Source organism: Candidatus Trichorickettsia mobilis, assembly GCF_034366785.1.
In the GTDB taxonomy this organism is placed as follows: Bacteria; Pseudomonadota; Alphaproteobacteria; order Rickettsiales; family Rickettsiaceae; genus Trichorickettsia; species Trichorickettsia mobilis_A.
Genome location: NZ_CP112932.1, coordinates 203,794 through 223,485, shown reverse-complemented (window position 1 = coordinate 223,485; position 19,692 = coordinate 203,794). Strand labels below are relative to the sequence as shown.

Here is a 19,692-nt window from a genome sequence, read left to right as displayed (position 1 = left end):
GTGAGAGCATTCTTTGAGAAGATAGAAGTTACTAATATTGATGACATAGAAGATTTATTTAGAGATATATTTGACCATGCTGACGCGCTTTATGGTGATTTTACGTTTATAAGCGCAAGAATGATACAATATCATTATGTGCAAATGCAAAAAAATCAAGAGACTGGTAGAGAAAAAGCCTACAAATTTTTAGAACAGTTAATACTTAATACTGATCTTAATAGAGCAAGTATACACTATATAAAAGAAGAGCTTAATATAAGATTGTTTGAGCAATTAAAGGACACTCCTGAACAATGTAGCAAAATAATTGCTAACTTTGTCAAAAAATTTGAAAAGCACCCAGAATTTGAAAATAAAATCATTGATTTCAGATTAATCTCTGCAACACAAATAATAGAATTATTACAAATAGCTACAGAAGAATTAATTAACCTATTAGTTAATAATGAACATATAGCAATAAATTGGCTTGCTGTCGCTAATACAGATAACACTCCGTTGTGTGAACTAGCGCAGATGAAAGACGGCTGTTATCAATCACAAGCTATGGAGTTATATAGGGCTCATCCTGAATGGAATAATTTAGTTCATGAGAATTGGATTGTTGAACTTAGTGGTGCAGGGAATAAAGCAGTATTGGACTGAAAACATTGTTATTATAGTCGTCAACTAGAGATCTGTGGTGCTCATGTACTTAAGTATATGAGCACCGAACATGAGCACCGAAGGTTCGATGACTACTAGCACTTCTTGATTTTGACCTTCGTCTAGTTAGGTTTCATTTCAACATAGTTATAAATACTATGCTTAGTTGAAAGAACCTAAGTAAATTAAGCTTCATTCAAGCTTGAATGATCTCCCGTAACTTTTAAATTATCAGTGTGATAATGACAACCATCATCAAGCGCTAATTTCGTTAGTTCTAGCACTACATCTCTAGGGTCTGTGATATCATGACTAAAGTCTTTGATGTGAGTTTGTTGATTAAACATTCCTGGAATCAATAACTCATTGCCACTACCACCTTGTTTTGCTTCTAACTCTTGTTTAGGAGTATTGTCTTTTGTCGTTGGTGTAAGCGCTGTTTTTTGCTCACCGTTACCTCCTTGTTTTTTCATATAATCTTGAAATTTTAAATCTTGTGTATCAGAAAAATTAAAAGTAATAGTAGTTTTGTCGTGCATTACTTTTCCTTTGTGGTGGTCATCTTTGTGTTCGGGATTTTTTAATTTATTATCAAGTTCTACGCTTGGACATTGTTCTACGTCTACTTCCTTAGTAATCACTAAACCAGCTTCATGTGTTGTTCTGGCTTGAGCAGTAACTACATGATATACACATGTGGTTATCGAAGTTAAAAATGAGATTATACCGGTTATTAAAGCAACTGTAATGACGGGGTCCATAATTTCCTCATTAATTTGGTTATTGAGAAAGTAGATAAAAATTATACTTCCTCAACTATGATTATGATGCATAAACATTAATTATAGATTAATAAATTAATAATTCATCTGATTTATAATTATAATTGCAAAATGCCAAAAATTGTGTTTTAATTAATTATATTGACAATGGTTAATATAAAAGTTATACATAAGAATATATTGTTAATCTGTAATATAATCTTTTAAAGAAACAATTATTCACAAAGTAACAGAGTGTTTCGTAAATTAAATACCACTACCACTATATCTTTTTCAGAGCGGCTAATAATATTAGCGCCATGGATATGTATCTTACTGATAGGAATATTAGCAATAATTTTTTTTGGAACGCGTGTTGGTGCCGGTAAATTTTTAATCCAGGTAAATAATCAAAAATTAGCTATTAGTCTTGACCTGGATCAGTTACGTGATCGTTATTCCAACTACTTGCGATCTACAAAAGATGCCATTGAGAATATAGAGTTAGATGAAAAAAAATTAACTGCTTTTTTTGTGTCAAACAAAACATTACTATTAGATCAGGCTAATATAACAACCATTTCAGTTACTGATAAGAATTTTAACGTTATTTATTCTAATAAATTTTTATATCCTTTAGAATACTCTAATGGTAGTCTACTTGATAAAGATTATCAACAACAAATACAGACCTCTGCTGGAGAGATTATTATTGCTAATAGCGTAGCCGGTATTTTGATTAGAAAACCTATTATTGATTTGGCTATTAGCTTACAAGATAAAAATACCGGTAATTTTATTGGCGCACTAATTGTTAGTATACCATTGACTCACTTAAGTCAATTGAGTCAAACTTTTTCAAAATATTATTTACAGCATATTGATCTTGTTGATAACAAACTTAGAAAAGAGGGTATTAGTACATATGAAGAGCTGTATAATCACCCAGTTCAGTTTTTTTTAACAAAAATATTATTTAATTTAGATAAAACTTATATAGTAGCTTTAGATAATGTTTTTAAAGATAGCACAGTCTTGTTAACTTATGATTTATCATTAATTAGAAAAAATTTCTTTTATAGATATTTTATAGTGTACTTTATTCTATTAATAGCCATATTGTTAATAACTTGGATTTTATTTAATTATTATATATTAAGACCGTTGTTACCTATAATATCTTCTCAAAATAATTTAGTAATTCCAGGAAGCAAAAATATATTTGCCAAAATACAAGAGATAAATACTATTTATCATTTATTACAGGAAAAATCTCTAGAGTATAAACAATATAATGAGAAATTCATTGCTGTAATAGGTTGTTTTAGTTTTATAGCCAGTCAGATTAATAATAAAGCTGAAATATTAACTGAAGATATAGAAGACATAGTGCTGGCTAATCCTTTATATGACCAATTTCAGGATTGGTATAAAGATACATTAAGAAATATTTATCAGGTTTCGTTGAATAATCGTGAAGAGATGACTGAGATCATGAAGGTAATGACCCTTACCATACAAGAAGTATCTCATAACTCAAGAGAATCAGTAGATATAATCCAAATATTAACTTCAGAATTAAATATTGAAGCAGAATTGATTATAATAGATAATAATTTAAAATATGAAACATTTTCTGGGATGTTTTTTAGAAAATTGTTAATTCAATCGCTGCAGCGCTATTCTCTATGCTAAAGATTGTGGAAATATTATACAGGTGTTATTAACTCAGAATGAACTAATTTATAGTATAAATTTTGTATGCTCACGTTATGATGTTGATGTTCATGGTCAAGAACTTGATTTAATGAAATGTAGAGCTTGGGCACTAGTTAATTGTGCTTCTATAGATGTACATTATACTCCAAATATTATGGCTCTTTCTTTTCAGATCCACAAAATTTTGTTCTAGCTTTAGAGGATAGATGTAAATAAAACGTTAGGATGATTTTTAGGATATTTTTTTATCTTCTTTTTCAAATTTTATTCTAATAGCACCACTTTGCCTTGAAATATAAAAAAATATCCTAAAAATCATCCTAACGTTTTATTTACATCTATCCTCTTAGAGAGTGTCCAGTCTTTGTAAGGCTCTCTTTACTAGGTGAGTGTTCACGAGTTTTAAAAAATCGTCATTTTGAGCTGATATATCCTCACGAATTGCGGAGTCATTAGAGAGGGTTCAGTGAATTGCGTTAATAAAATTCGTCTTGTTTGAAAGCTTTGTTCGACCCGAAGCAATCCAGTTATAGAACTCGTTTTACTGGATTGTCACGTATGAAGCTCTGATACAATTCATTGAACTCTCTCTAATGAGAGTTCTACAATTCGTGAGGAATATATCAGATCACGAGGCAGCATAGATGGCGTGGCAATCCAGTAGCCAGAAGGGTTTTTATAAATAGCTTCGCTATTTTCTAGATTCGTTCAAAGCCTAGCGGCTTCTCAGATCAGACGGCATACGAACGCTATATTTTAAAACTTGCGAACACGCTCCCTTTACCCTAGCTGATTTTGGGATCACTATGGAGCCTAACGGCTCCTCGTGATTACATCTTACAAACTAAGTTACGTAAGGAAAACTGAATCCGCCTGTGCAGAGATGATATCATTGACATGCAAGAATGGTGCAAATAATATTACAAATCTTGAGTATCTTGTGGTTCTTTGGTAATTTTATATGAGCGCAAGGCTTCTATAGCTTCTGAGTCAGATCTAGCAATCACTATAATTATATTGGTGCTTACTTCTGCATGTAATGCCACTTCAACCGAAGATATTCCTAAAGACTTAATTGGAGACCCTAAGACTATAGTTGAATATGGAATATCGTGCGATATAAGTTTTGATAATTCTTTGGCAATTTCTTTATTATTTACTGAGCCAAATAATTTGCCGTCATCAGCGGCCTGTTTGATAAAAACTAACTCTTTTCCAATTACTAGTTGAGCTATACTTTCTGCTTCAGTTCTAGCTTTAGCATTCTTTTCTTCAAACTCTTCTCGCTGCTGTTCGAGTAACTTAACGTTATATGTTGTAGCACGTATTGCTAATTTTTGAGGTAAAAGGTAATTACGGCCAAAACCATCTTTTACTTTTACAATCTCACCAATTTTACCAAGTTTTTTTATGTGTTTTACTAAAATTACTTCCATATTTCAAACCTTAACTTAATAACTACTTTTGGATATTTTCTGGATTGTTATGGCATTAGAATGCATAACAACGATTTATTTAGCCTTGAAATACAAAACGCAATAAAGCTAGGATTCTAGCAACTTTGATAGCTTTTTTTAGCTGTCGTTGCTTTTTTGCGCAAACGTTAGTAATACGACTAGGTAGCATTCTGCCACCTTCTGATATAAATTTTGCTAGTAAATCAGGGTTTTTATAATCAATAGCTGGAGCTTCAGGTACAGATAATGGACATCCTTTGCGCTTTCTAAAGAAAACTTTTTTGTTGGTTCTGTCGGCTGTTCTAGGCATTGATGGCGTAACAGCAGTATCATCAGACATATATTATCTCAATTTTTATTAATCTTTACTAATTGTAACGTCTACTATTTCTTCACTATCAATATGTTTGCTTTTTAATATTGGAGATGGTTCACTGCTTATAGATTCCACGTTGATAGTTAGAAATCTGATAATGTTTTCACTTAATTTCATTTTTCTTTCCATCTCTTGTATTGCAGCAGCTTTAGCTTCTAAGCCAAGGAACACATAATGTCCTTTAGTGTTATTATTAATCTCATAAGCTAATGTTCTTAATCCCCAATATTCGGTTTTTATGATAGTACTGCCATTATCTTTTGCAATTTTTGTAAAATCATCAATAATCTTGTCTACATCAGAAGAAGAGATGTCTTGACGTATAATAAAAACTGATTCATAAAAAGCCATCTACACAAACTCCAAACAATAATAATAGGTTAAAATTTAAGGTCACTTATAACAATTAAAACTATCTAATTCAAGCATAATCTGCATTTGACATAAAAATAATCATTGCTAAATTAGTGTGTTCATAGAGCTCAATGCAAAAAAATATAGTAGTTAATCATATTTTACTTGGTCGTAACTTTATTTCGAGTTAAAATGCCGCAAAATCACAAGGAAGTATATGTCCGATAAATTACCGCCAAAAGTTTTGGTTATAGAATCTGATGAAAATCTTAGCGCCTCTGTATGTAATACTATTGAAAGATATTGGTTTAATGTTGAGCGAGTATATGATGCTACTGAGGCTCACAAAATTGCTACGATAACTATGCCTAATATTATTGTAATTAGTTCTAGAATTAAAAATAACGATGCTTTAAAAGTTGCTAATAATATTAGATCAATTATTAGATTATCTAAGTTACCGTTAGTGTTTTTAATAGACGAATCTGAATCTGCAGAACATTACCAATTGGCAGATAATAATTTGGTAGAAATAGTTCATAGACCATTTACTCCTAATCAATTGATGATAGCCATTAAATCCTTATTAAGAAAGTCTCAGCCTATTTTTCAGGATAAAATCATAAAATATAAAGATGCCAGTATGGATCTTTCAACTTATAAAGTATTTCGTCGTAATAAATTAATCCATCTTGGTCCGACAGAATTTAAGATTTTACAGTTATTTATTCAGGCACCAAAAACAATCTATTCACGTGAACAAATTATAGATTATGTCTGGGGCTCTGATAAAATCATTGAATTACGTACTGTGGATGTACATGTTAATAGATTAAGGAGTTTAATGAAATTAGATAAAGATGAAATACCTTTTATTAAAACAGTGCGCTCTAGTGGCTATTGTTTGAATTTGCCAGGTGAAATAGACTAATTAATTTGGCATTAGTGGTCTATCTAACATCCTTAATTTAACAAATTATAATTTAGTTCATCATAATGCACTCACATCTACTAACGCAATATAATGCAATACAAGTGTTGCGAAGATTGTTACGAGAGCATGTTAAGCCATATAGTAAGCCACTATCGTGTGCTATATTTTTTATGGTAATTGTAGCAAGTTGTTCAGCGATAATAGTTAAACTAGTAGAGCCTGCTATTGACAAGGTGTTTTTGACTCATGATCGTGTTATGCTGGTAATTTTACCATTAATTATGGTAGGAGTTTATTCGCTAAAGGGTATAGCAGAGTACTATCAAAGTTATTTGATTAAATACGTTGGACAGAGAATTCTAACAGATTTGCAAATGAGAATGTATAGTCATTTACTTGCTGCTGATTGGTCGTTCATTCAGTCGCAATCTTCAGGAAGATTGATTTCAAGATTTACCAACGATATTTCATTGATGCGTGGAGCCGTATCTAATTTACTTGTAGGATGCGCCAAGCATTTTTTATCAGTATTATTTTTGATAATAGTAATGTTTAGGTTAGAACCAGTTTTATCATTAATAGTATTTGTGGCATTCCCTATTGCAGTTTATCCTGTACAACAACTTGGGCGCAGGATTCGTAAAATTTCTACTGCAGCACAGGAAGAATTAGGTAATTATACTGCTAGATTGGATGAAACTTTTCAATCAATTAGAATTATCAAATCATTTGCCACTGAAGCTATAGAGGTTAGTAGAGCACAACAAATTACTAATAATATTTTAAATTTCTATAAAAAAACCGCTAAATTTGATGCTTTAACTTCACCAATTATGGAAATCTTAAGTGGCTTATCTATTGGTGGTATTGTTTGGTATGGTGGTTTAATGATAATTGAAGGAAAAACGACCCCAGGAGCCCTGTTTGCCTTTATTACTGCCTTTGTATCGGCTTATCGTCCTTTTAAAAGCTTACTGTCCTTGAATATCAATCTGCAAGAAGGGATTGCTGCAGCAAAGCGTGTTTTTCACATTTTGGATATTTCGCCAACTATAGCTGATGACATAAATGCAAAAACGGTGAATTTTACTAATACCGATATTATTTTTAAAAATATTCAACTTAAATTTGATAAAAAAATTGCTTTACGTCATCTCAATCTTAAGCTAGAACAAGCGAAAATCACCTCAATTATCGGTCGTTCTGGTAGTGGCAAAACTTCACTTGCTAATCTGTTAGTAAGATTTTATGATCCAGATGTTGGTCAAATTTTAATTGGAGGACACGATCTTAAAGGTTTAACTATCAATTGTTTAAGAAAACAAATTGCTTTAGTGACCCAAGAAACGATATTGTTTGACGCTACTATTGCTGAGAATATTGCTTATGGTCAGGAAAATGTTAGTGAAGATCAAATTATAGCAGCGGCAAAGCTTGCTGATGCTGATGAGTTTATTACTAATTTACCGGGTGGATATAATGCGGTTATTGGTACTCAGGGCACTACCTTATCTGGTGGACAACGTCAACGACTTGCTATTGCCAGAGCAATATTAAAAGATGCTCCTATTTTGGTGTTAGATGAGGCTACATCTGCTCTTGATCCTAGTTCTGAGCAAAGAATATTGAATATGTTGGCAGTATTACGTGGACAAGGTAAAACAATAATCATTATAACTCATCGCTTATCTAGCATTACATTTGTAGATAATATAATAGTAATGAAATCAGGGAAGTTGATAGAGCAAGGTACTCATGAATTATTGTTAGCAGCAAAAGGCGAATATTATAAATTGTACCATAAAGAATTAGAGGAAGACGAAACTACACTCAGTGAAAATTAGCCATTTTTTGAACTCGCATATGCGGAACAATTGTGGTGTTGCACCTAGATTAAAGAAGTCATAGTGAATTTATTTCAGCATCTCTTTCTATTGTCATGAGATCCCAAAACAAGTTCGTGATGATATCTGCTAGTTCTAGATGACTTACTTTTATGGTAATTTTAATTGCTTTGTAGTACTATAAGTAGTACTAAAATTTTGCTGCCCTATGTTTTTCACTCATACTGGATGATTTATGACTGATATTTTAGAAGAAGTTTTGCGTGATCAAAGCTACGAAAAGAAGGTGTATTATTTTAAAAAAGCTTTGCCTATAGTTATATTGGTTACCGTATTATCAGTAATTGCTATGTTGGTTTTTAGTTGGTACATGGGAACTCGTGCCAAACATAATATGCAAATGGGTGATATGTTGATTAAATCAATGGATAACTTGATTTTAGAAAAGTCTGTTGATAGTAAGTTGATTCAACAATCATTGGATAATTTGATCATAAAAAATAATAATAGAGTTAGAGAGATTGCAGCATTAAAGCAGGTAAATTTAAAAATAGCAGTTAAAGATTATGATTCAGCTAAGGTGTTGTTAGAGAAAATTATTGATAATGAGAATTATTATGAAACCACTACAGCTTACGCTCGAATTGTTTGGTTAGGATTAGTGATTGATCAGAAAAAAATAGTTGCTTCAGATAAAAGTAAGTTGCAAAAGTATTTGCAATATTTTAGTAATGAAACTAAAGAATTCTTTGGTACAGCAAGTATTATTAAAGCCATATGGTATATAAAAAATGAAGAACCAGAATTAGCTCTTAATGTACTAAAAGCAGTTATGGCTCTTCGTGCTACTCCGCAGATAATTAAAGAGCAGGCGAAAGCTTTGTTATCCAGAATTGAATAGAGGTAGAACAAATATGATCAAACGATTTGCATTACTATTTATTGCTTGTGCTCTTATGGCGTGTAACGGTTTAGGATCAAAAAAAACCAAGAATATTGTAGAGCTTACTCCTAAGTTGGTTGCAGATTCAGCAGAACCTATAATAATGAGTAATAATTTATCACTCTCTGATCACTTTATTGATAATTTACCACAAAATAAAGCTATAGCTTTGACTAAGAGCTCGCTTATTTCTCAACCATATTTTATTGATGATGTTATGTATGGTGTTGATGCTAAGGGTACAGTTTTTGCATTTGATTTAAAAGCTAAAAAACATTTATGGTTTAGTGATATTACCAATAAATCATCAGATCAATACTATCTTGGTGGTGGATTAATATATAACGAAAATAAATTATATGTAGCAAATGGATCAAGATTTTTAATTATTTTAGATAGCGCTACTGGTCATGAAGTTGTCAGAAAGAAATTCCCTGACATTATTAGAACTAAACCAGTAATGCTAAATAATCACCTAATACTGGTTCAGACTATTAGTAATCAGTTATTTGCGTATGATACGGTAAGTACAAATATTGTTTGGCAACATGAAGGGATGTTTGAAACATTATCGTCAAATAATCACATAAGTCCGGTAGTATATGATGGTTATGTTATTGTTAACTATAGCTCTGGTCAAATATTTGCTTTGGATGCAAGTACAGGAGCAGAACGATGGGGGATAAATTTATCGCAAAGTAATGAAGTAGCTTTGCCTGGTTTTGAGGCAGTAACTTTATCCTGTGCACCAATAGTAGATGGTGAATATATATATCTCGCTAGTAGTACCAATAAATTACTGAAATTAAATGCTAGCACTGGAGTCATAGTTTGGACTACTATAGCGAGTGATATACAATCTATGGCAATGTTCGGAAATAGTTTGTTTGTTACTAATAATGCAAAACAAGTAGCTGCTGTTAGTCAGGTCAGTGGTAAAATAAAATGGGTGGCTGATTTAGGGGGGCAAGATAAGAAAAAAATTAAGGCAGCATTTTTATTTCCACCTTTTTTAACAAAAAAAGATGATCTATCAATATTAAATATTTTAAATAGTGATGGTGAAATTTATCGTTTTCAGCCTGATAATCAAGAGAAATTAGCGATGTTGCCGGTAGTCGTAAAAACATTGCCAAATATTATTTATATTAATTTTTCAGTAAAAGAACCTTTTTATTTGGCAACAGATAAACAAATAATATTGGCAAGATAATTTTTAAAAATGTAAGCGTTCACAAGTTTTGTATATAGTGCATACAAAGTGTCATCACGAGAAGCCGTTAGGCTCTGCGTGGTGACTCGAAATCAGTTCGAGTGGGGAAATATCTCAATGCAAGACAACTTTTTTAAAAGCCGTGAATCAACTATGTTTGCAATAAAAATTTAAATATTTTGGGTTTAAATTTTTATTGCTGCACCCTTGCTCACGAATTTGTTATCTACCATGGTCTTTGTTGTTATCTTGAGTTTTATGCTTCTCTGTATTTGTATTATTTGCAGTATTACTTTGGCTGTGACCTGTACTATGTAATTCTTTGTTAATTTTAAGCGCATCTAATTTTAGCTGATCTTGCTTGAATTGTTCTTTTAACTGCGCTCTATCTATTAGAGTATTCTTCTGTTCAGCAGAGCTTTTAGGTTTGATTTCTAAGTCATCCATGCTACGAGTAATCGGTTTATCCTTCTGTTTTGCACTTATCTCTAAAGCTTCATTTTCCTTTCTAACTGCATTAGTTAAGCCTGAATGCTTATTAGTTTCGATTTCATTATTAGGATTATATTTACTATTTGGATTTAAAGCATCTTTAATACCTTGCCAAGCCCTAGCAAAAGCACCCTGTGGTTTTGGTACTGCTGGAACATCTTTGTCTAGCTGTTGTTGTTTACTTTGAAATGTATTTTTTATCTGCTCAGGTTTAAGTTGATAAAAATTCTCTTCACGTAGCGTTGCGACCATAGCTTTATTATCAACCTGCAGCTGACGAGTTTGTTCTTTTAATTCTTGAATATTATTGTAACCAACATGCCCCATCTTTCTTTCAGAATTTATTAAATTCACTAATTGTTCTCTTATCTCTGGTTTCCCTTTTAACGCTTCTTTTATCATTTCACTGAATTCTTTGGCACCACCAACAGCTCCCGCTATTTCTGAAGTAGTCGCTACAAATTCAATTCCACTCTTTATTTTCTCAGCTGTTTCCAATCCATCTTTAATATTACGAGCAGCTTCTATTCCTTTTGTTGGATTTAAAGCTACAGTAGCTATATCAAGTCCAGCATTAATTACACCAACTATTTTTCCGGCTACTTCTAAAGCATGATTATGCTTTAACTGTTCTTTATTACTTAATTTATCACTTTCTGTTTTATGCAAATTATCTTCTACTACTTTTAATTTAGGAGCTAAATCCAATGTTTTTTGTTTAACATATAAAGCAGTTGCGTAATCAATTAATGCATCATTTTCCTTGTCAAGAGTACGTGTTTTCACGGCTTTTGCTGCATCGATCCCTGTTTTAACAACTTTTACTCCCAAAGCCACTGCAGCTATTGCTATAGGAGCTACAGTCTTAGCAGTTAAGTTGACTAAGACTGGTATAGATGCTTATAAAGCAAGCAAAAGCCGAGCGTTAGACAAAGAAAATGACGCGTTAATTGATTATGCAACTGCTTTATATGTTAAGCAAAAAACATTGGATTTAGCTCCCAAATTAAAAGCAACAGAAAAAGATCTATACACACCAGATAATAATGATAAATTAAGCTCAAAAGAGCAATATAAGTTTAATACTAAATTAGATATTGCAGAAAAAATTGCTAACGTAGTTAATACTGGTTTGGATGTAGCAGGAATAGCTATGGATCCAACTAAATTAATAAGCGCTGGTAAAGGTCTTGTAGATGGTGCTAGTGTAGCATTGAACACATTTAATGCTGTAACTGGTGTAACCGATATAGTAGGAGCAACAGACGACCTTAAAGGGTTATATGATCAGTCAAAGAGAAAATAACAAAGTCCCCAGATTTGCAAGCAGAATTAAGAGATTTGATTAATTCTGAGCGTAAGAGAGGTAATGTCGGTTATGATAGTTTACAAGAATTAAAAGAACAAACTCGTCAGTTGCAAGTTGATAATAAAGCTATGGTTGCAACGTTACGTGAAGAAAATTTTTATCAACTTAAACCTGAGCAGATAAAAAGTACATTTCAGAGTAAACAGCAAGAGATCAATAAAGATGTTCCAGAAGTACCAAAACCAGAAAGTGCTTTTTCCAGAGCTTGGCAAGCTATTAAAGATGCTTTAAATCCAAATAGTAAATATAATCCTAATAATGAAATCGAAACTAATAAGCATTCAGGCTTAACTAATGCGGTTAGAAAGGAAAATGAAGCTTTAGAGGTAAGTGCAAAACAGAAGGATAAACCAATTACTCGCACTATGGATGATTCAGATATTAAATCTGGAAGCTCTGTTGAGCAGAAAGATACGTCAACAGATAGAGCAAATTTAATAGCGCAACTTAAGCAAGATAAGCTAAAATTAGATGCGCTTAAAATTAACAAAGAATTGCACAGTACAGGTCATAGCCAAAGTGTTGTATCTCCAAATGTAGGACAGCAAAACAATGACAAGGTACAAGAACGTAAAACCACAAATAGCAAAGATAACTTTGGAAGGTAGTAAACAGCAATTCCAAATATTATGAGGTTATGAAAACAGAAAAGTAATCTATATAATGGTTTTTTATTATAATTTTCTCGTTAAAATAAATTATATTGCTGGTTAATAACTTACAAAATATAAAGTCTAAGACTTTAACTTTCCATCATTTGTTTACGTACTACTTTGCGTTTTCTTCTTTCAGTTTCCTGTTGTTTACGTACTTTTGCTTCGGAAGGTGGTTCATAAAAACGCGACATTTTCATTGAACGAAATATCAGTTCTCTCTGCATCTTACGTTTTAATGTTTTTATGGCATGCTCACCGTTGCCGGCATGAACGTTAACTAATATCACTAGAATATACTCCTTTCATCTATTGAACTAGTAGTATGATACATGTATAATAATTTGGTGTCAAGTTTTGAGAAGCATTATGACAACATTACTAGAAGAAAAATATACAGCAGAAAAACAACGATTTATAGTAGAAGCACAAGAATTATTATTGTTTAATTGCTGGTCTCAAACTTTGCTGGAGAGTATTAGTCAGCATTGTGGTTTTGACAAAGATTATCATTATCTACTTTTTCCTGATGGCATTAGGGAGGTAGTAGAATTTTTTGAAAATTGGCAAGATCAAAAAATGATGTTGCAATTACAGGAACAGGATCAAATCGTACAATTGAGAATCAGAGAAAAAATTGCTCTTGCTCTACAGATTAGAATTAAAAATATTCCAAAACTGATTCATATTAGAAATAATGCCTATTTTATCTTGCCAGAAAATATATTTTTTGCGATGAAAATGGCGTGGAATAGTTGTAATTTGATCTGGTATTATGCTGGGGATACTGCTACTGATTTTAACCATTACAGCAAAAGAGGGTTGTTAGTTTCTGTATATTTATCATCAATATTATTTTATATTGCAGATGAATCAGAAAATGCTGTTGATACTGATCAGTTTATTGATGATGCTCTTGAAAATATTATCAATATAGCAAAACTAAAAAATTTTGCTAAATTACCGGAATTGAGTAGTATTCCCATATTAAGACTGTTTACATAGTAGTATACTCGGTGAAAATTGAGAATTGCGTTGTCGTTCTTGAAGAATCTGCGGTGCGAAACAAACTAAAGTACGCTGCGCTCCTCGACTTCAGAACTCCTAGCACTTCTTCAATTTTGACCTTCGTCTACATCCTTTTAATTTGTGCTAAGTTTTTAATTATTAATAATATGACTGAAAAAATATACCATGATGTGGCTTCAAACGTTAATTTTCCTGAATTAGAACGAAAAATATTAGCTTATTGGATACAAAATAATATTTTTCAGAAATCTATAGATAATAGAGAAGGATCCAGTGAGTTCATCTTTTATGATGGACCACCATTTGCTAATGGTTTGCCTCATTATGGTCATTTATTAACCGGGTTTATTAAAGACGTATACGCAAGGTATCAAACTAGTAAAGGCAAAAAATGTGAACGCGTTTTTGGTTGGGACTGTCATGGCCTTCCGGCAGAAATGGCGGTAGAAAAGGAGCTTGGCATCACGGGGCGTTTGGCAATTACTGAATTCGGTATTGATAAATTTAATGACCACTGTCGAAAATCAGTAATGAAATACACTAATGAGTGGCAGGAATACGTAAATAGACAAGCGCGGTGGGTTGATTTCGAAAATTCTTATCAGACTATGGATATTAATTTTATGGAATCAGTACTTTGGGCGTTTAAAGAATTATACAAGAAAGGCTTGGTGTATGAGGCGATGAGAGTGATGCCGTATTCCTGGGCATGTGAAACTCCATTATCTAATTTCGAGACCAGGCTTGATAATGCTTACAGAGAAAAGTTAGATAAAGCAGTTACTGTTAGTTTTATTTTAAAAGAGAAACCACGTAATATTCAAAGTAATTGTCAAGAATATCGGATACTGGCTTGGACAACGATGCCTTGGACTTTTCCACCTAACCTTGCTTTAGCGGTGGGTGCTGATATTGAGTATGCATTAGTACCTAAAGATAAAATTTGTTATATTTTAGCTAAGTCTGCTTTGGCTAAATATGCTAAAGAATTGGCAATAAATGATGAGCAGGATTTTGACATAATCACCGGTCGTGATTTAGAAGGCTTATCGTACCAACCGTTATTTGAATATTTTAGTGATCATCCTAATAGCTTTAAGATTCTGCTTGGTGATTTTGTTACTGATACTGATGGTACCGGTGTGGTATCAATAGCTCCTGCTTTTGGTGAAGATGATCATAATCTATGTATCAAACATGATATTGAGTTAGTGTGTCCGGTTGATAATGCCGGTATTTTTACCAATGAAGTTGCAGATTTTGCAGGTATGCAGGTATTTGATGCTAATGATGCTATTATTATTAAGCTAAAAAATCAGGGTAATTGGATTAAAACTGAGCAATATATCCACAATTACCCACATTGTTGGCGTACAGATACACCACTGATCTATAAAGCGGTACCATCTTGGTATGTGAAGGTAACAAGTTTTAAAGAGCGTATGGTTGAACTTAATCAACAAATTAACTGGATACCTTTTAGTGTTAAAGATGGTTTGTTTGGTAAATGGTTAGAAAATGCTAGAGATTGGTCAATTAGTCGTAATAGATTTTGGGGTACGCCGATTCCGATCTGGAAATCCGATGATCTAAATTATCCACGGATTGATGTGTATGGTTCAATTGCTGAATTGGAACGCGATTTTGGCGTAAAGATTCAGGATTTACATCGTCCCTTTATTGATAGTTTAACAAGAGTGAATCCGGATGATCCGACTGGTAAATCAATGATGCGACGCGTTGAAGATGTTTTTGATTGTTGGTTTGAAAGTGGATCGATGCCGTATTCGCAGGTGCATTATCCGTTTGAGAATAAGGAATGGTTTGAAACTCATTTCCCCGCTGATTTTATTGTTGAATATTCAGCTCAAACTCGTGGCTGGTTTTATACATTAATGGTGTTATCAACAGCGCTTTTTGATCGACCGCCATTTTTAAACTGTATTTGTCATGGAGTAATTTTAGATAGTAGTGGTCAGAAATTATCAAAGCGACTGAATAATTATGCTGATCCGCTGGAATTATTTGATAAATATGGCTCGGATGCGTTGCGAGTGACAATGTTATCTTCTGCGGTAGTAAAAGGGCAGGAGTTACTAATTGATAAAGACGGTAAGATGGTTTATGAGGTTTTACGACTGTTTATTAAACCGATCTGGAATGCTTATCATTTTTTTATTTTATATGCTAATGCTGACCGTATTAAAGCTGAATCAGATTTTAGTTCCAGTGACTTATTAGACCGTTATATTTTTACAAAATTAAAAATAGCGGTAAATGCAATTGAGCAGAGTCTTAATAATTTTGATACACAATCAGCTTATGCTGTGATTGCTAAATTTTTTGAGGTATTGAATAACTGGTATATTCGACGTAGTCGACATCGTTTTTGGAAAAGTGAGTGTGATCAGGATAAGATTAATGCTTATAATACGCTGTTTACTTGTTTGGAAGTAATGTGTCGAGCAATATCATCGTTATTACCTTTGATTGCTGAAGAAATTTATTTAGGCTTAACTGGAGGAGGAGCAAAAGGGGAGAGTGTTCATTTAACTGATTTTCCACAATTAGATCAGTTAATTGTTGATAAGAATTTAATGATACAGATGGATAAAGTGCAGGATATTTGCAGCAGCGCTTTATTTATTCGAAATTTAGAAAATATTAGAACCAGACAGCCTCTGAAATCAGTAACGATAATTACTGATGGTATGGAATCATTAACAGAATTTGATGAGTTGATTAAAGATGAAATTAATGTGAAAACAATAATTTACAGACAAGATCTAGATCAATATGCCACTAAGAAATTATCGATAAATTTTCCAATGTTAGGAAAGCGTTTGCCGCATAAAATGAAAGATATTATTACAGCAAGTAAGTCAAATGCTTGGATAGTGAAGGGGAAACAGCTCGAGGTTGCAGGAGAGTTGTTGAACTCAGAGGAATTTGCTATTATATTAGTTCCTAAAGCTGCTTTCGGTGCTAAGGCTTTAGCTGATAATTCCGGAATGGTAATCTTAGATTTGGAAATTTCTGAAGAGCTACAGGCAGAAGGTACGGCACGGGATTTGATTCGAATTATCCAACAAGCACGTAAAGAAGCAGGTTTTGAGATTTCAGACCGAGTATATTTAGAAATTATAAGTGAAGTTGATTTAACTTTGATGTTGCAAATACATGGAGAATTTATAAATACACAAACTCTGAGTGAATTTGCAGTGGATTTATCAGCAGAGTATAGTAGTAGTGCAGAATTACATGATCAATTATTGACGATAAAACTGCAGAAAATTGTTTAACCAATTTATTTTATCTTAAGATTTTGGCATGATTATTGCTATTAAGATAAATTAATAGATAATTATGTTAATTTCATTGAAAATGAATGCATTAATTTGTTATTATAACTACAATAAAATTTAAAGTTAGGAGTACATTAAAATGTCAAAGGTAACAAATAACGGACCAATAAGTTTTAGCTCTATATTTGACATGGAAGCTATGAAGGAAAGAAGGACTAAGCTTTATCAAGACGCACTCAAGCAAATAGATGATAAAATTGAGTTTAGTAATACAGAAATTGAAGCTGTTTATAAGCTACAACAATCAATAAGTGCTTTGCAGATTGCTTCCAGTAAGTTTAAGGCAGGTATATTAAATTCCAGAAGTCAGGCATTTTCTCAAAAAACCACTGATGCAATTACTAATGATGTGGGTAATGCTGGAGATTATGTAACTGCCACTATTGATTCTAAAAACGCAGCTAAAGGAGATATAGATGTAACAGTTACTGCGCTTGCTACTACTGCTAGTGTGAGGACAGGTTTGTTTGTAGCAGGATATAATGCAATGACTGCAAATAGAGCAATCCAAGTAGATATTACTAATAATGGGGTTGGTGTAGCTCCTATTACTGTTAATGTTCTACAAAATGATACTTTGCAAGTTGTTTGCAATAAATTAAATGCTCAGTTAAACGCTCAGAATGTAGAAGCAATATTAGTAAAGCAAGCATCTACTAATCAGCAAGCTTTAGTACTTAGAAGTACTGTGACGGGACTTAGAACGATTACTGTCAGTAATACTGCTGACTTTGGTGCTGAATTTGGAAATGGTGGGGCAGCTGGGGCAGGTATAGCAGTTGTTGAGGCACCTGGCGCAAATGCTAGTGCTGTAGTAGATGGGGTAGTAATAACTAGCTCTTCCAATAAATTAACAGGAGTTTTACCTGGTGTTGATTTAAATCTAAGAAAAATTAATACTCTTGGTCAGAAGCAAACAATAAGTGTTATAGATGATGTTAAGCAAGCGGCAGAACAAATTGGAGATCTACTTAAAGCTTATAATGATTATATAAAATTCTCGGCCATTCAACAAAATTGGACAGGAGAAGATTATGCTAAAGATGCAGTTTTAGGAAAAGCAAATAACAGAGCAATTCAAACTGCAGATAATATTATAAAAAATATGGTCAGCATTGTTCCTGGGCTCCAGGGAGACATTACTGGTCTTGGTAGTATTGGTATAGGGTCACAGATGATCCCAGCTGATGGAAACAACACTCCTGCAATACCACAATTAACTGTAGTAGATCAAGAACGTTTTACTAATGCAATAACTAATAATTTGGATGGGGTGGATAAATTATTTAGAAATAATACAGTCATTACTCCAACAGCAAATGCTGGTTCAACTCTTATATATCTTGATAGTAGCAGAGTGTTACCAGCTAATATTATGGGTGAGGATATTCAAATTCGAGTGGATGTTGATGGAGGTGGAGCAGTTACTGCGGTTCGGTTTTCATTAGATAATGGTGTGAATTTTGTTGCTGCAGCTTATAATAACGGTTTTATTACTTTTGAAAACACAGCTCTAGCAGGAATGAGATTATTTTTTCAGAATCCAGCCAATATTGCAGTGAATGGAACAGAAGAATATACGGTGAATGTGGTACAAGGTGTTTGTGATAAGTTGTCTATAGGTTTAAATGGATTGGTAAATACTACGGCGACTGGAGTTGTTGATAGGGCGTTACAAAAAGCGAATGAAGATCTTAAAAGATATAACGTAGAAAAAGATAAAGCTCAAACTGCTTTAGATGATCAACAGAAAAAAATAGCAGCAGAGGTGTTTCAATTAAGGATGCTAGAAATTGAAGCGGAGTTTTTTAATGATTTTCTTGAAGGATTGCTAGATAATAGATAAAAATTAAACGAAGGAAATATTTATGGATCCATATGCTCAGTATAAGTCTGTTGCCATAAAATATGTTAATAAGACTCAGCAAGTTGTTTTAATTTTTGATGAAGTAATAAAAAAATTATATCAAGCAAAGAAGTCAGCTCAAGAAAATGATATTGGAGAAAAATATAAGAGTTTGAGAAAAGCTGCGGATATTTTTGATATAGTGCGTACAGGAATTGATGTAGAAGATGGTAACGAAACTATGAGATATTTTGATCGATTTTTGTTTTCAGCTTCTATGGAAATGGAAAGATTAAATATAGCAGATGATATAATTGAAGATACTCAAAAACTAATTGATGCAGTACGTGGGGTTAGGGATAGTATAGTTACAGCGGCAGAGGCAGAAGGGATCATATAATTATTCTGATTTATCTTTTAATGTTGTTCCCAGTTTTAACTCAGCTTAGAAGGTGTTTATTCCAAGACTTATGTCTGCAAGATAAGTGCTAGGTTTATGAGAGCGTGCATGATGCATCTTTGATATATACTATCGATGGCGAGAATCAAGGATTTGTGCCAGTGGAGAGCAAACATATGTTAAACGATGACGCGGTGCGCTTTAAGATTTTTACTAAAGAGTTCTTCGATTTTGTAACACCAACGCTCTGTCTCATGTCAGAGCGCTGCAAAATACTTTATTTGCTGCA

General features: G+C 32.8%; 18 protein-coding genes. 12 read left to right on the top strand and 6 right to left on the bottom strand.

The window, feature by feature from the left end; all coding sequences use genetic code 11:
• Complete coding sequence (locus Trichorick_RS01030; protein WP_323738418.1) at positions 1 to 648, top strand: hypothetical protein; 648 nt, start codon at positions 1 to 3, stop codon at positions 646 to 648.
• A gap of 185 nt (positions 649 to 833) precedes the next feature.
• On the opposite strand, the gene Trichorick_RS01025 is transcribed toward Trichorick_RS01030, so the two are convergent.
• A complete protein-coding gene (locus Trichorick_RS01025) occupies positions 834 to 1,409 on the bottom strand; it encodes a hypothetical protein (RefSeq protein ID WP_323738417.1) in 576 nt (191 codons plus the stop codon).
• Between the two features lie 255 nt (positions 1,410 to 1,664).
• On the opposite strand from Trichorick_RS01025, the gene Trichorick_RS01020 reads away from it, so the two are divergent.
• On the top strand, positions 1,665 to 3,104 hold the full coding sequence (locus Trichorick_RS01020; RefSeq protein WP_323738416.1) for a PDC sensor domain-containing protein: 1,440 nt from the start codon (positions 1,665 to 1,667) through the stop codon (positions 3,102 to 3,104).
• Positions 3,105 to 4,048: 944 nt separating this feature from the next.
• On the opposite strand, the gene rplI is transcribed toward Trichorick_RS01020, so the two are convergent.
• The 3 genes from rplI to rpsF all read right to left on the bottom strand — a co-directional run bounded on the left by rplI (position 4,049) and on the right by rpsF (position 5,312).
• A complete protein-coding gene (rplI, locus tag Trichorick_RS01015; protein WP_323738415.1) occupies positions 4,049 to 4,564 on the bottom strand; it encodes a 50S ribosomal protein L9 in 516 nt (171 codons plus the stop codon).
• Positions 4,565 to 4,643: 79 nt separating this feature from the next.
• Positions 4,644 to 4,925: a 30S ribosomal protein S18 gene (gene rpsR, locus Trichorick_RS01010; protein ID WP_323738414.1), complete on the bottom strand. Its 282-nt coding sequence runs from the start codon at positions 4,923 to 4,925 to the stop codon at positions 4,644 to 4,646.
• 18 nt (positions 4,926 to 4,943) lie between these two features.
• Complete coding sequence (gene rpsF / locus Trichorick_RS01005) at positions 4,944 to 5,312, bottom strand: 30S ribosomal protein S6 (RefSeq protein WP_323738413.1); 369 nt, start codon at positions 5,310 to 5,312, stop codon at positions 4,944 to 4,946.
• A gap of 220 nt (positions 5,313 to 5,532) precedes the next feature.
• On the opposite strand from rpsF, the gene Trichorick_RS01000 reads away from it, so the two are divergent.
• From Trichorick_RS01000 to Trichorick_RS00985, 4 genes are all read left to right on the top strand, one after another.
• Positions 5,533 to 6,246 carry a winged helix-turn-helix domain-containing protein gene (locus tag Trichorick_RS01000; RefSeq protein ID WP_323738412.1) on the top strand — a complete coding sequence of 238 codons (714 nt, stop codon included), beginning with the start codon at positions 5,533 to 5,535 and terminating at the stop codon, positions 6,244 to 6,246.
• Between the two features lie 62 nt (positions 6,247 to 6,308).
• The gene (locus Trichorick_RS00995; protein ID WP_323738903.1) at positions 6,309 to 8,093 is read left to right on the top strand and encodes an ABC transporter ATP-binding protein; all 1,785 of its coding nucleotides are present in this window, start codon (positions 6,309 to 6,311) and stop codon (positions 8,091 to 8,093) included.
• A 235-nt stretch (positions 8,094 to 8,328) separates the two neighbouring features.
• Entirely contained in the window at positions 8,329 to 8,994 is a 666-nt protein-coding gene (locus tag Trichorick_RS00990; RefSeq protein ID WP_323738411.1) for a DUF2659 family protein, read from the top strand.
• A gap of 13 nt (positions 8,995 to 9,007) precedes the next feature.
• The gene (locus Trichorick_RS00985; RefSeq protein WP_323738410.1) at positions 9,008 to 10,249 is read left to right on the top strand and encodes an outer membrane protein assembly factor BamB family protein; all 1,242 of its coding nucleotides are present in this window, start codon (positions 9,008 to 9,010) and stop codon (positions 10,247 to 10,249) included.
• Between the two features lie 222 nt (positions 10,250 to 10,471).
• On the opposite strand, the gene Trichorick_RS00980 is transcribed toward Trichorick_RS00985, so the two are convergent.
• Positions 10,472 to 11,527, bottom strand: coding sequence for a hypothetical protein (locus Trichorick_RS00980; RefSeq protein ID WP_323738409.1), 1,056 nt, complete (start codon positions 11,525 to 11,527; stop codon positions 10,472 to 10,474).
• Here Trichorick_RS00980 and Trichorick_RS00975 point away from each other — a divergent pair.
• Together Trichorick_RS00975 and Trichorick_RS00970 are read left to right on the top strand one after the other, a co-directional pair.
• The gene (locus Trichorick_RS00975) at positions 11,505 to 12,047 is read left to right on the top strand and encodes a hypothetical protein (protein WP_323738408.1); all 543 of its coding nucleotides are present in this window, start codon (positions 11,505 to 11,507) and stop codon (positions 12,045 to 12,047) included. The two genes, Trichorick_RS00980 and Trichorick_RS00975, sit on opposite strands and share 23 nt — an antisense overlap.
• Before the next feature lie 14 nt (positions 12,048 to 12,061).
• On the top strand, positions 12,062 to 12,718 hold the full coding sequence (locus tag Trichorick_RS00970) for a hypothetical protein (protein WP_323738407.1): 657 nt from the start codon (positions 12,062 to 12,064) through the stop codon (positions 12,716 to 12,718).
• Positions 12,719 to 12,852: 134 nt separating this feature from the next.
• On the opposite strand, the gene rpsU is transcribed toward Trichorick_RS00970, so the two are convergent.
• Positions 12,853 to 13,053 carry a 30S ribosomal protein S21 gene (gene rpsU, locus Trichorick_RS00965; protein WP_323738406.1) on the bottom strand — a complete coding sequence of 67 codons (201 nt, stop codon included), beginning with the start codon at positions 13,051 to 13,053 and terminating at the stop codon, positions 12,853 to 12,855.
• A 79-nt stretch (positions 13,054 to 13,132) separates the two neighbouring features.
• On the opposite strand from rpsU, the gene Trichorick_RS00960 reads away from it, so the two are divergent.
• From Trichorick_RS00960 to Trichorick_RS00945, 4 genes are all read left to right on the top strand, one after another.
• Complete coding sequence (locus tag Trichorick_RS00960; RefSeq protein ID WP_323738405.1) at positions 13,133 to 13,768, top strand: COQ9 family protein; 636 nt, start codon at positions 13,133 to 13,135, stop codon at positions 13,766 to 13,768.
• Between the two features lie 170 nt (positions 13,769 to 13,938).
• Positions 13,939 to 17,094, top strand: coding sequence for an isoleucine--tRNA ligase (gene ileS / locus Trichorick_RS00955; RefSeq protein WP_323738404.1), 3,156 nt, complete (start codon positions 13,939 to 13,941; stop codon positions 17,092 to 17,094).
• A gap of 142 nt (positions 17,095 to 17,236) precedes the next feature.
• A complete protein-coding gene (gene fliD, locus Trichorick_RS00950; protein WP_323738403.1) occupies positions 17,237 to 19,003 on the top strand; it encodes a flagellar filament capping protein FliD in 1,767 nt (588 codons plus the stop codon).
• Between the two features lie 22 nt (positions 19,004 to 19,025).
• Positions 19,026 to 19,403, top strand: a complete 378-nt coding sequence (locus tag Trichorick_RS00945) for a flagellar protein FliS (protein ID WP_323738402.1) — start codon at positions 19,026 to 19,028, stop codon at positions 19,401 to 19,403.
• Positions 19,404 to 19,692 lie beyond the last annotated feature (289 nt).

Coding starts and splice junctions, on each gene's coding strand:
- Trichorick_RS01025 (WP_323738417.1), bottom strand. CDS start 1,409: ATGGACCCCGTCATTACAGTTGCTTTAATAACCGGTATAATCTCATTT.
- rplI (WP_323738415.1), bottom strand. CDS start 4,564: ATGGAAGTAATTTTAGTAAAACACATAAAAAAACTTGGTAAAATTGGT.
- rpsR (WP_323738414.1), bottom strand. CDS start 4,925: ATGTCTGATGATACTGCTGTTACGCCATCAATGCCTAGAACAGCCGAC.
- rpsF (WP_323738413.1), bottom strand. CDS start 5,312: ATGGCTTTTTATGAATCAGTTTTTATTATACGTCAAGACATCTCTTCT.
- Trichorick_RS01000 (WP_323738412.1), top strand. CDS start 5,533: ATGTCCGATAAATTACCGCCAAAAGTTTTGGTTATAGAATCTGATGAA.
- Trichorick_RS00990 (WP_323738411.1), top strand. CDS start 8,329: ATGACTGATATTTTAGAAGAAGTTTTGCGTGATCAAAGCTACGAAAAG.
- Trichorick_RS00985 (WP_323738410.1), top strand. CDS start 9,008: ATGATCAAACGATTTGCATTACTATTTATTGCTTGTGCTCTTATGGCG.
- Trichorick_RS00960 (WP_323738405.1), top strand. CDS start 13,133: ATGACAACATTACTAGAAGAAAAATATACAGCAGAAAAACAACGATTT.
- ileS (WP_323738404.1), top strand. CDS start 13,939: ATGACTGAAAAAATATACCATGATGTGGCTTCAAACGTTAATTTTCCT.
- fliD (WP_323738403.1), top strand. CDS start 17,237: ATGTCAAAGGTAACAAATAACGGACCAATAAGTTTTAGCTCTATATTT.
- Trichorick_RS00945 (WP_323738402.1), top strand. CDS start 19,026: ATGGATCCATATGCTCAGTATAAGTCTGTTGCCATAAAATATGTTAAT.